The sequence below is a fragment of the Citrobacter sp. Cpo148 genome (genome assembly GCF_030332375.1).
Classification (GTDB): domain Bacteria; phylum Pseudomonadota; class Gammaproteobacteria; order Enterobacterales; family Enterobacteriaceae; genus Citrobacter; species Citrobacter portucalensis.
On record NZ_JAOWHY010000043.1, the window covers coordinates 493,899 to 505,637 of the forward strand.

The 11,739-nt window shown below is 49.8% G+C and carries 12 protein-coding genes and 1 pseudogene; 7 read left to right on the plus strand and 6 right to left on the minus strand.

The window, feature by feature from the left end; all coding sequences use genetic code 11:
• Window positions 1-86: 86 nt before the first annotated feature.
• A pseudogene (locus tag OGY10_RS12265) lies at window positions 87-356 on the minus strand (type II toxin-antitoxin system HicB family antitoxin); the annotation flags it as partial.
• 347 nt (window positions 357-703) lie between these two features.
• Between OGY10_RS12265 and OGY10_RS12270 the strand changes: the two are divergent.
• Entirely contained in the window at window positions 704-919 is a 216-nt protein-coding gene (locus tag OGY10_RS12270) for a hypothetical protein (RefSeq protein ID WP_139762106.1), read from the plus strand.
• A gap of 4 nt (window positions 920-923) precedes the next feature.
• Here the strand turns inward: OGY10_RS12270 and OGY10_RS12275 are convergent, their stop codons facing one another.
• A complete protein-coding gene (locus OGY10_RS12275) occupies window positions 924-1,574 on the minus strand; it encodes an Ssp6 family T6SS pore-forming effector (RefSeq protein WP_191227155.1) in 651 nt (216 codons plus the stop codon).
• A gap of 558 nt (window positions 1,575-2,132) precedes the next feature.
• On the opposite strand from OGY10_RS12275, the gene OGY10_RS12280 reads away from it, so the two are divergent.
• The 4 genes from OGY10_RS12280 (at window position 2,133) to OGY10_RS12295 (ending at window position 5,093) form a co-directional block, all read left to right on the plus strand.
• Window positions 2,133-3,536: a cytochrome ubiquinol oxidase subunit I gene (locus tag OGY10_RS12280; protein WP_008784844.1), complete on the plus strand. Its 1,404-nt coding sequence runs from the start codon at window positions 2,133-2,135 to the stop codon at window positions 3,534-3,536.
• The gene (gene cydB / locus OGY10_RS12285; protein WP_164562762.1) at window positions 3,536-4,546 is read left to right on the plus strand and encodes a cytochrome d ubiquinol oxidase subunit II; all 1,011 of its coding nucleotides are present in this window, start codon (window positions 3,536-3,538) and stop codon (window positions 4,544-4,546) included. Before OGY10_RS12280 ends, cydB begins: the two co-directional genes overlap by 1 nt.
• On the plus strand, window positions 4,546-4,671 hold the full coding sequence (locus OGY10_RS12290; protein WP_003020230.1) for a DUF2474 domain-containing protein: 126 nt from the start codon (window positions 4,546-4,548) through the stop codon (window positions 4,669-4,671). The genes cydB and OGY10_RS12290 overlap by 1 nt, the downstream gene beginning before the upstream one ends.
• A 191-nt stretch (window positions 4,672-4,862) precedes the next feature.
• Complete coding sequence (locus tag OGY10_RS12295) at window positions 4,863-5,093, plus strand: DUF2554 family protein (RefSeq protein WP_003020233.1); 231 nt, start codon at window positions 4,863-4,865, stop codon at window positions 5,091-5,093.
• Window positions 5,094-5,096: 3 nt separating this feature from the next.
• Here OGY10_RS12295 and rlhA read toward each other — a convergent pair whose 3' ends face one another.
• Together rlhA and OGY10_RS12305 are read right to left on the minus strand one after the other, a co-directional pair.
• On the minus strand, window positions 5,097-7,058 hold the full coding sequence (gene rlhA, locus OGY10_RS12300; protein ID WP_286576804.1) for a 23S rRNA 5-hydroxycytidine C2501 synthase: 1,962 nt from the start codon (window positions 7,056-7,058) through the stop codon (window positions 5,097-5,099).
• A 79-nt stretch (window positions 7,059-7,137) separates the two neighbouring features.
• Window positions 7,138-7,674, minus strand: a complete 537-nt coding sequence (locus tag OGY10_RS12305) for a helix-turn-helix domain-containing protein (RefSeq protein WP_071446326.1) — start codon at window positions 7,672-7,674, stop codon at window positions 7,138-7,140.
• Between the two features lie 105 nt (window positions 7,675-7,779).
• Between OGY10_RS12305 and OGY10_RS12310 the strand changes: the two genes are divergently transcribed.
• Window positions 7,780-8,946 carry a benzoate/H(+) symporter BenE family transporter gene (locus OGY10_RS12310; protein WP_286576805.1) on the plus strand — a complete coding sequence of 389 codons (1,167 nt, stop codon included), beginning with the start codon at window positions 7,780-7,782 and terminating at the stop codon, window positions 8,944-8,946.
• Here OGY10_RS12310 and OGY10_RS12315 read toward each other — a convergent pair.
• Window positions 8,929-9,798, minus strand: coding sequence for an AraC family transcriptional regulator (locus tag OGY10_RS12315; protein WP_048214144.1), 870 nt, complete (start codon window positions 9,796-9,798; stop codon window positions 8,929-8,931). The genes OGY10_RS12310 and OGY10_RS12315 overlap by 18 nt on opposite strands.
• 184 nt (window positions 9,799-9,982) lie before the next feature.
• On the opposite strand from OGY10_RS12315, the gene OGY10_RS12320 reads away from it, so the two are divergent.
• The gene (locus tag OGY10_RS12320) at window positions 9,983-10,891 is read left to right on the plus strand and encodes a DMT family transporter (RefSeq protein WP_286576806.1); all 909 of its coding nucleotides are present in this window, start codon (window positions 9,983-9,985) and stop codon (window positions 10,889-10,891) included.
• 37 nt (window positions 10,892-10,928) lie between these two features.
• Here OGY10_RS12320 and OGY10_RS12325 read toward each other — a convergent pair whose 3' ends face one another.
• A complete protein-coding gene (locus OGY10_RS12325) occupies window positions 10,929-11,603 on the minus strand; it encodes a DUF3313 domain-containing protein (RefSeq protein ID WP_153687273.1) in 675 nt (224 codons plus the stop codon).
• Between the last annotated feature and the right edge of the window lie 136 nt (window positions 11,604-11,739).

Below are 11,739 nucleotides of genomic sequence, written 5' to 3' on the forward strand. Positions count from 1 at the left end.
TCCTGATTACCGGTGTCGGTGACAACCACTGTGTATATCAGTTTACATAATCAGGGTATTTTATTTAACTGTTATAGTTAACAGTTTTACAACATCGTCAATGACGGTTCTTTGCCTACGGCGCGCACAGCTATCTGCACTGCATCAATTTTTGTCGCGAGATTTAAATCGAATAAGCGAGTAATTTCCTGCTTAGACCTGCCGATCCTGTTTGCCAACTCCTGCTGGATGATATTGGATTCAAGAAAGGCATTTAACAACAGAACCTTAGACGCAACGCTCAGTGGTATTTCCACATAGTCAGTTTCAGTACCTACTGCAGAAGGTAAAGGAATCGGTTCGTTATCGTCGAAGTGACCAATGCGGCTTGCGCAGCCTGCGCCATTTGACACCATAGGGATTCCTACCGGAGTTTTTGCTTTCTATAACGTAACCTGCTTTCGCTTTTGTGGTTTTCGCAGTAACCGGAACAAAGCAACTGCAATTTCTTCAAATCCCACAGGGAGTATTTAACAACACACCGAAAGTGAGAGGTTGCCGATGGAGTTTGCGGAAAAATATCCACAGATAACCAGAGAGTTACCAGCATGAAAATTCAATTAATTAGGCTAAATGAATTTGTTACATCTAATTATTTACTCATTAGTTTCGATTCAGTACACTGCCAGATGAAAATGTCTGGCAACCGATAAGAGATTAGTAAATGAAACAAGTATTATCTTTCTTAATCTGGGTTGGGATCGCTTTAGCAGCATTCTTAGCAATAACATCAACATTATCAAATGTAATACTAATGTTTAGTGCTTATCCTGATTCTATCGGGGATAAATATGCTTACATGTTTATATTTGGACGTTGGACATTTACTGTGGCAATGATTCTTACTTGCTGGTTGCTTTATCGCCTGTCAAAAAATTGATGAGCTACACCCCCTTGAAAAAATACTCTACCGCCTGTTTGAACAAAGCCGGATTTTCTTTTGATAATCTGGTTGCTTTCTCAAATGGCTCAACCCGCTCCTGAATAGCAAAATAGAGAAGGTCTAAATCTCCCAAGTCCTTAAGCTTCCGGTAAACTTCATAGTTTGATATTTTTAGGTATCTCGAAGCATGTATAGCACTTGATACTCCACCACCAATCATTAACAATGTGCTTACCGACATACTAAAAGCAATAGACACGGTGATCCGTGAAGAGATTAAGGCTCCAATTTTTAAACCAGAAAGTTCACCGAAAGTATGACTACCCAATGTAGAAGCTACAGTGTCTTTTGCTACATTTGTTACGATATCAGATAAATTAACGTGCTGCATGAAACCATCAATGAATACATTGACCGCTTTTTCCACAATATTAATATTTTTCGTTGATGTTGCCCGCTTCACTAGTCCCGCAATCCTCATATTATCATCCATATTTTGCCGCCTATCATCGGTATGGATAAAATCGGATGCGAGAGAATACAAGTCTACAGGAAAGTGAATCAAGCCTTTAATGTATGCAACCAGCATCCCTTCATTTTCTAAATTCAGAGCTGAGAGCATTTCCTTTGCCAAATCTTTTGCGTATCCCATCCCTTAAGGTCCATGTGGTATTATTTTAAACACAATCATAGAGATCATCTTATGTACATTCCATAATTAGACAGCTCGTGACTGTCCATTTTAAGAATAATGCTCACCAGCGATAAAAATTCCAGGCAGGTACCGGCGGTTCCGCTGTTGGTCGCGGATCACCATGTTCATTTCAGTCTGATTGACACGATAACCGGATGTCACCCGAAGCTCAGTGATGCCATTCGCCCTCTTTCCCTCACTACACCGTCATGAGAACTCAACCGTATGAATGCCGTCGTCGCTATGCCAGCTAGCTGGCGGTAATGCAAGGACAACGCGGCACGCAGGACTGCTGGGTCATAAATCGGCCAAAATGACCGAGAAATATCACGATGAAAGGAATGACAGTTGGGTGATTCTGGCAATTTAATTTTAGCCATTATTGGGGAGGAGTTTTGGGGAAGGCCCATAACAGTCGGGTAACTGTTATGGTTAAAAAGAACTGTTCTGTTTCTGCCTTCTATTGCTCCTCAGACTTAGAATTGCGCTAAATCAATTTTGCCTGCGGAGTTAAGCATGTTCGGTCTTGACGCGTTTCACCTGGCAAGGATCCAGTTCGCGTTTACGGTATCCTTTCACATCATCTTTCCGGCTATTACTATCGGGCTCGCCAGTTATCTGGCTGTGCTGGAAGGGCTATGGCTAAAAACGAAAAATCCCACCTGGCGATCGCTTTACCATTTCTGGTCGAAAATATTCGCCGTAAATTTTGGTATGGGTGTAGTTTCCGGGCTGGTGATGGCTTATCAGTTCGGCACCAACTGGAGTGGTTTTTCCGAGTTCGCCGGGAGTATCACTGGGCCGTTACTGACCTATGAAGTATTAACCGCCTTCTTCCTCGAAGCTGGTTTCCTTGGGGTGATGTTGTTTGGCTGGAATCGGGTTGGTCCAGGACTTCATTTCTTTGCCACCTGCATGGTCGCACTGGGTACCATTATTTCAACCTTCTGGATCCTCGCCTCCAACAGCTGGATGCAGACACCGCAAGGCTATGAAATAGTTAACGGCCAGGTCGTTCCCGTCGACTGGTTCGCCGTTATTTTCAATCCCTCATTCCCCTATCGTCTGCTGCATATGTCGGTTGCCGCCTTCCTGAGCAGCGCGTTGTTTGTTGCTGCCTCGGGGGCATGGCATTTGCTGCGCGGGAATAACACACCAGCAATTCGAGCGATGTTTTCGATGGCGCTGTGGATGACATTAATCGTCGCTCCACTGCAGGCCTTGATTGGCGATATGCACGGTTTGAATACGCTGAAGCATCAGCCGGCAAAAATTGCTGCGATTGAAGGACACTGGGAAAATCGCCCCGGTGAACCGACTCCGCTGCTGCTGTTCGGCTGGCCGGATATGGAGCAGGAACGCACCCGCTATGGGCTGGAAATCCCGGCGCTGGGCAGTCTGATCCTGACCCATAGTCTGGACAAACAGGTCCCGGCCCTAAAAGAGTTTCCTAAAGAAGACAGGCCCAACTCCACCATGGTGTTCTGGTCGTTTCGCATAATGGCCGGGCTAGGCATGCTGATGATCCTGTTGGGCGCGTTTGCCCTGTGGCTGCGCTATAAGCAGCGTTTATACACCTCGCGCCCTTTTCTGTGCTTTGCCTTATGGATGGGTCCTTCCGGTCTGATTGCCATCCTTGCCGGTTGGGTGACCACTGAAGTTGGCCGTCAGCCGTGGGTGGTTTACGGTCTGCAACGTACGGCGGATGCGGTTTCTGCACATGGCGATTTACATATGAGCATCAGCCTGCTGTCCTTCTTTGTGGTGTACAGCTCAGTGTTTGGCGTGGGTTACAGCTACATGATCCGCCTGATCCGTAAAGGGCCACAGGAAGATGACCCGACTATTCCGCCAACAGGCACGCCTGCCCGGCCGCTTTCAGCCGCCGTCCTCGATTCTCAACCGGAGGCACATCGCTAATGGGTATCGATTTATCAGTTATCTGGTTTGTAATTATCGTCTTCGCCACGCTGATGTATATCGTGATGGACGGTTTTGATCTCGGGATTGGCATTTTATTCCCAGCGATTCAGGACGCTGACGACCGCGATGTTATGGTCAACAGCGTAGCCCCGGTATGGGACGGCAATGAAACCTGGCTGGTATTGGGCGGCGCAGGATTATTCGGCGCTTTCCCCCTGGCCTATGCGGTGATCGTCGATGCGCTGACCATCCCGTTGACCCTGATGCTAATCGGCCTAATTTTTCGCGGCGTCGCGTTCGAGTTTCGCTTCAAAGCCACACCGGCTCACCGACCATTCTGGGATAAAGCCTTTCTCGGCGGTTCAATCCTCGCGACATTCACGCAAGGTGTCGTGGTGGGTGCCGTACTCAACGGATTTTCCGTTACCGGACGCAGCTACAGCGGCGGTCCTTTCGACTGGTTGACCCCGTTCACGTTGTTCTGCGGCATTGGTCTGGTCGTGGCTTACGCCCTGCTGGGGGCAACATGGCTGGTGATGAAAAGCGAAAATCCGTTGCAGGATAAAATGCGCAGTGTGGCCAAAAAACTGCTGCTGGCAATGTTAGTTGTGATTGCCATTATCAGCCTGTGGACACCACTGGCACATAGCGCGATTGCCGAGCGTTGGTTTAGCCTGCCCAACCTTTGGTTCCTGATGCCTGTTCCGCTGCTGGTTGCGCTTATCAGTCTCTGGCTGTGGCGTTCGCTGGGGCAACATAACTGCCATACGCTGCCTTTTGTATTAACGCTGGGGCTGATTTTTCTCGGGTTTAGCGGGCTGGGGATCAGTATCTGGCCACATATCATTCCACCGTCTATTACGCTCTGGCAGGCGGCGGCTCCGGCACAAAGTCAGGGCTTTATGTTGGTTGGCGCACTGCTGATTATCCCGATAATCCTGGTGTACACCTTCTGGAGCTACTACGTTTTCCGCGGCAAAGTTCAACATGGTGAGGGGTATCATTGATGCAACAAACAATCTGGAAACGCCTGATGTGGCTGGTGATCCTCTGGGGCGGCAGCGTGCTGGCCCTCGCCGCTGTCGGCATGTTCTTTCGTCTCCTGATGACGGCCGCCGGATTTAAGTCCTGAATCTCGCCCTGATAACACCCGGTCAGCGCGCTGCACTGCCCGGGTGTTACAAATCCCAACATCGACTAAACAAAAATGTAAAAAACATCGAAATGGCAAAACAGAGATTGTCATTAACCCGATTAAAATATTGAATAGTCACCGGGCGAAATTATCGCCAATTCCGCAGCTAACGTACCAGAGGGTGCATGATGTTTAAGAAAGGGTTAACAGTGTTATTGCTGGCCAGCGCGCTTTTTTCCGGTCAACTTTTCGCTACTAATCAGGGACATGAATATCTTCAGGTGCAGGATGCCGATCATTTACTACGACACACGGCCGACAGCGATGAACTTCGAGTGACGGCGGAAGAATCCGCCGCCGATCTTCGTGAGCACCATCACTGGCAAAAATCACGCAAACCCGATACACATCTGAGCTAACGATTAACCTTTGCGCTTTGGCAGTGTCTTCATCAGTTCTTCTGGACTGACCGAAGCCACGACGCTGCCCGGCAACGGCATCTTCAGAATGTGGTGCTTCATCTTGCCGATTACGTGCATTTCGCACGGTCGGCAATCAAATTTCAGCGTCAGGACTTCATCGTCGTTAACCAGTTGCATCGGTGTTGCTTTCCAGCTTTTGATGTTACCTTTCGCCTGTTTCGGACACAGGTTAAAGGCGAAACGCAGGCAATGTTTGGTGATCATCACCGGCACTTCGCCCTTTTCTTCATGTGCTTCATAGGCTGCATCAATCAACTGAACGCCATAACGGTGATAAAACTCACGCGCTTTTTGGTTGTAGACGTTAGCCAGGAAACTCAAGTGCGTTTGTGGATAAACCGGCGCTGGCTGAGATACCGGTTTGCGGCTACCGCGCTGATAGCTTTGCAGGCGCGCTGCATCCAGCATATCAACGGCTTCACGCCGGAACTGATTTAGTTGACCGTTTGGCACAAACAGCGCGCCCGGCAGATTCACCTGAATATTGCGGGCGTAGTACATCGTCTGACCAAGTTTTGCCAGTCCGTCCTGTAGGTTACTCAACGCTTTTTCCGCATTGTTCGCTTCCTCAAACTGGCCGTCCAACGTATGGGTGATACTCACGCCCTCTTCACTGGTGAGCGTCAGAATCAACTGCTCCTGCCAGCCGCCGAGCTCAATATCGATCGCAACACGGCGTTCGCTGGAAGTTTTTGTTAACGCTTGCTGCCAGTTATGATCGAGGTTGCGATTCAGCGGATGATGCGGACGCACTTTGTGCAGGTCGGCAGGCATTTCATTTGGCCATACCCGATAACGATTGTTCCCCGTTTTTTCCACGGTGTTGGCGCGAAATCCAACAACCTCACGTTTGATTAACACGTTCAGGCCATCCCCGTTTGCCAGCGCTTCAGTCACCTCAACATCGAGATGATCTTTCGCCACCTTCAGGACTTCGCCGACCGGCAAACCGATAAACTTTGGTGAGTCGAATGCGCCGATATCCCCTTTACGGGCATTCACAAAATAATCGGTGCTGCCGCGATGGAAGGTTTTCTCTGTGGATGGGGTAAAGAAATGTTCGGTACGTCCCGCTGATGAACGGGCCAGATCGCCGCGTTCTTCAATGATGGCGTCGAGCATCTGGCGATAATGCGCGGTAATATTCTTCACATAACTCATGTCCTTATAGCGCCCTTCAATTTTGAAGGAACGCACACCTGCGTCAATCAACGCACCCAGGTTGGCGGTCTGATCGTTATCTTTCATCGACAGCAGATGTTTTTCATAGGATACCACGCGCCCCTGATCGTCTTTCAGGGTATACGGCAGACGGCAAGCCTGGGAACAGTCGCCGCGGTTAGCGCTGCGTCCTGTTTGTGCATGTGAAATATAACACTGCCCTGAATAGGCAACGCACAGCGCACCGTGAATGAAAAACTCAATGGTCGCATCGGTAGCCTGATGGATAGCGTTAATCTGCTCAAGGCTCAGTTCGCGCGCCAGCACAATCTGGGTGAATCCCACATCGGATAGAAATTTCGCCTTCTCAACGCTGCGAATATCGCACTGGGTGCTGGCGTGCAGTTCAATCGGGGGAATATCCAGTTCCAGAATCCCCATATCCTGCACGATCAAGGCATCAACGCCGGTCTGATACAGATCGGTAATTAACCGTTGTGCGGGCTCCAGCTCATCATCATGCAAGATCGTGTTTAGCGTCACAAAGATTTTTGCCCCGTAACGATGGGCAAAAGGCACTAATTCGGCTATATCTTTCAGGCTATTACTGGCGTTATGACGCGCGCCAAAACCTGGTCCACCAATGTAAACGGCGTCTGCGCCGTGCAAAATGGCTTCGCGCGCAATGGCGGTATCCCGAGCCGGGCTTAACAATTCAAGGTGATGAGGCTGCTGGCGCATACAGTTGTTACCATCCACAAGCGGTAAAAATGGCGGTTATTGTAGTCACAAGCGCGGCGTTTCGGAATAGTTTTCCCGATTAACCGCGTGGGTAATGGATCAGCGAATGAAAATGAACCGTTTGCTCGCTACTGTTACGGTAACTATGTGCCGTATCTCCGGCGAAACGGACACCCTCACCGGATTTAAAGGTGCGCCACTGCCCCTCAATACACATATCCAGCAGACCACTAATCACCACCACGTGCTCAATTACGCCGGTTTCATGCGGAGTAGATTCACTGAGCGCGCCGGGTGCCAGCAGTATCGAAAAATGATCGAAGCACAGTTGCGGATCCCACGGGAACAACGGTGTGACGACCATCGCCTGCTGCTGGGGATCGAATGTTAGCGTGCCGTCTGACTCTGGTGGTGAAATAAACGTTGAAAACGGGACGTTCAGTCCGGTGGCTATTTTCCACAATGTTGCCACCGTTGGACTGGATTCGTTGCGCTCAATCTGCCCCAGCATCGCTTTTGACACGCCAGTTTCCTCCGCCAGACGCGAAAGGCTCCATTCACGCTGGTGACGTAGCGTCTTGAGCGTTGTGGCCAAATAGTGGGTTAAGTTGTCCATTTTTCTCCTTCGTCGCTCTCCTTTCTCAGGGCTACAGCTTAGCACTTGTACGCTATAACGCACAGTGTTACAGTGACTGACCGTTATAACGCACGCGGAGTTGCTATGCGCACATTTTCCATCCCCCTGCCTACAGTTTTGTCGGGTTTTGTGGCGGTCCTGGTCGGCTACGCCAGTTCAGCGGCCATTATCTGGCAAGCGGCGCTCGCCGCAGGTGCGACGACCGGACAAATCGCAGGCTGGATGACCGCACTAGGGCTAGCAATGGGGGTCAGTACGCTGGCGCTGACATTGTGGTATCGCGCCCCTGTACTTACCGCATGGTCAACGCCCGGTGCCGCGCTGCTGGTGACGGGCCTGCAAGGGGTATCGATTCAGGATGCTATCGGTGTTTTTATCGTAGCTAATGCATTGATTGTGCTGTGCGGTATAACCGGGCTGTTTGCCCGCCTGATGAAAATTATTCCCCACTCGCTGGCATCGGCCATGCTGGCCGGGATCTTGCTGCGTTTTGGTTTGCAGGCGTTCAATAGCCTGAACAGTGAGCTTATCTTGTGCGGCAGCATGCTGCTGGCGTGGTTGGTACTAAAAGTAATCGCCCCACGGTATGCCGTTATCGCCGCAATGTTGGTAGGTATAGCCATCGCCCTGGTTAAAGGTGACATTGTCACCGATGGTGTTAATCTGTCACCGGTGTTGCCAGCGTTTATTGCACCACACTTTTCATTAGCCCACAGTATCAGTATTGCGCTACCGCTGTTTCTGGTCACTATGGCTTCGCAAAATGCCCCCGGTATTGCGACCATGAAAGCATCTGGATATTCGTTACCCGTTTCACCCCTGATTGTTTTTACGGGTCTGTTGGCACTGCTATTTTCGCCGTTTGGCGTCTATTCCATCTGCATCGCCGCCATAACCGCCGCAATTTGCCAAAGCCCCGAAGCCCATCCAGATGTAAATCGACGCTGGCTCGCCGCAGCCGCAGCGGGTGTCTTTTACATTCTGGCTGGGGTGTTTGGCGGTTCGGTCACAGGACTGATGGCAGCCCTGCCCGTAAGCTGGATCCAGATGCTTGCTGGTCTGGCATTACTCGGCACGATTAGCGGTAGTTTATTTCAAGCCTTACATAATGAAGCAGAACGCGATGCGGCTATCGTGACTTTTCTGGTTACGGCCAGTGGTCTGACGGTATTTGGTGTTGGGTCTGCATTCTGGGGGCTGATCGTCGGCGGTATCTGCTACTCAGTGTTGACGTTATTTCGCCGCGCGTAACTGCGTTGGCGTTTTACCCGTCACTTGTTTAAACCGGTTACTGAAATGGCTCGCCGAACTGAACCCACAGGCCATTGCAATATCCGACAGGCTGCGTGATGAACAACAGACCAGTTGCTGCGCCAGCGCCATACGGCGTTGCATGACGTACTGATGAGGCGCCATATTCATCGACTGGCGAAACATTCTGGCAAAATGGAATTCACTTAGCGCTGCTTCACCTGCCAGATCGCTCAACGTTATGGGATACGCCAGATGTGCTTCAATATAGGCCAGCACGTTGCGCAATGTGGCAGGCGCAAGCCCTCCGGTGACAACGGGAAGTCGCCATTGCACATTGCTGTAATGCTGGATCAGATGCGTTAACAGTAGTGAAGATGCTGCGCTAAGCGTGAGGTGATTGGCCGGTTGCTGCCAGTCATTACCAAGCAAAAACTGACGGTAAACCGCCGTGATCCCCGGGTCACTGCCAAACGTATGCTCGTCCAGCGTGAAACTATAGGGGCTTTTGTCCCAGACTTTTTCACCCACTTCGCGCAAATGGGCGTCTGTACAATAGAGATGAACAAAGGAAAGATCGTCACGAATATCCCAACTGGACTCACTCTCCTTCGGCATCAGGCAAAAACGGTCTGGTCCCCCGCCATTCTTCCAGCCTCCCGCCGTCTTGTGGTAACTCTCGTAACCATCTGCGATGTATAAACTGAGCGTATGGTGATCGCAATATTGGGTGATGGTATCGCGTTTGTTCGACCAGGCCGCCAGTTGGATACCTGAATGTAACGCAACCGATTCATGCAGCACGGCATTATGTTTGCGCAAGTTTTCAAAGGCACCGTAGGGCTGAGACATACCATCACATTCAAAATAAGTTAGCAGGCTTTCAGTCTATATCAGCTACATATCGTTAACAGCTGCCTTTTCACTATTACGCTAAAAAAAGCGCAAGATTTTGCAAGTCCACCGCAAGCCGATGAAAGCCTCCTGCATTCCGTCGTGACACAGTGTAAGTCTGAATGAATAAAGAGAGAGTCGTATGAACGCACTGTTGTACTGCCTGGTAGTGGTTATTTGGGGAACGACATGGATTGCGATTTATTTGCAGCAAGGTCCGGTTTCTGCACCGGTTTCTATCTTTTGGCGCTTCGCCGTTGCCAGCTCGGTGATGATAGTGATCCTGTTGCTAAGCGGTAAATTACGCAAACTGTCTGGCCGCGATCATCTGTTTTGTCTGTTACAGGGCGGATGCGTTTTTTGCTTCAACTTCTGGTGTTTTTATACGGCTGCGGCGTGGATTAATACCGGCCTGGAGTCGGTGATTTTCTCGATGGCCGTCCTGTTCAATGCAATCAATAGCTTCATCTTTTTTGGGCAAAAACCACCGCTGCGCTTCTATATTGCAGCGGGTTTGGGACTGACGGGCATCGTGACTCTGTTCTGGCAGGATTTGCTCAACAGCGGGTTTAATCATTCACTGTTACTGGGCATCGGTTTGAGCGCTCTGGGAACCTTCGGCTTCTCACTGGGAAATATGATCAGTCTGCGTCACCAGAAAAAAGGGTTAGAAGTGTTAACGACCAACAGCTGGGCCATGCTGTACGGCACATTGCTGATCGCGGCCATTGCGCTGGTGCGCGGCGACAACTTCACGCCACAGTGGACATTCAGCTATCTTAGCGCGCTGTTATATCTGGCTATTTTCGGCTCAGTGGTTGCCTTTGGCGCTTATTTCACGCTGGTAGGTCGCATTGGTCCCAGTAAGGCGGCATACAGCACGCTGCTGTTCCCGTTGGTGGCGCTGACGCTGTCAACATTGTATGAAGGATACATCTGGCAAGTTAATGCGATTGCCGGATTGGTGTTGATCTTACTGGGAAATCTGGTGATGTTTGCCCGACCGGAAGCGCTGATGGGTAAACTACTCTATCGTCGTCGTGTGGCATAAAAAAACGCACCATCCTGAGATGGTGCGTTCATCATTTTTATTGTGGTTTTTTGTTCACATCAAACATGGAGGCATCGGTCGCCATGTCATCAACAACTTTCTTCAACGTTTCGAACGCCATCGGCGTGCTTTCGTTGTTCAGGTCTTTACCTTCACCCTTACGTACAACTTTAATCACCGGTTTATTGGTCGCTGCATCAATCAACTCACCCTCGAAATAGAGGTTGGTATCCATGGTACGGTGACCCGTCGCCATTTGCGTTCCCGCAACGAGCAGTGCAACCGGGACCACTTCATAGAACTGCAGTCCTTCTTTGCTGGTCGCTACACCGGTAATCGCCCCGCGGAAAATCAGGCTACGCGGTCCAGGGGTCGTAACCAGAGGCTTACGCTTGCTGATGGCGGATTTCAACTGTGTATTGGTATAGGTCAGTAATTGATCAAGAACCTGCTGCCCTACCTGTGTAGTAGGTTTAGGAACCGGATAATACGTTACCGGGTTATACACGATGTTGTCATATTTGGATTCGTTGTAGCTCGGATCAACCCAACGGAGTACCGTTTGTCCCGATGCTGATTTTGTTTCCTTCAGATCAGAGTAATTTTTTAAAAACCCAGAATATTTATCCGGCTCGGTCACTTTTGACGCACAGCCGGATAATGCCAACAAGCCAGTAAGCACTGCAACTTTAAATAAAGTTTGAGTACGCATGAAACGATCCCTTTAGTTTTCGCAATGATGCCTAAAAAGGATAGCAAAACAGTTTCATTTTGGATGTACTAAAAATGGTAAGCACCGCACAATTTTATCTCTGCGTTCAGCACAAAAAATGCTGAACGCAGAAAGA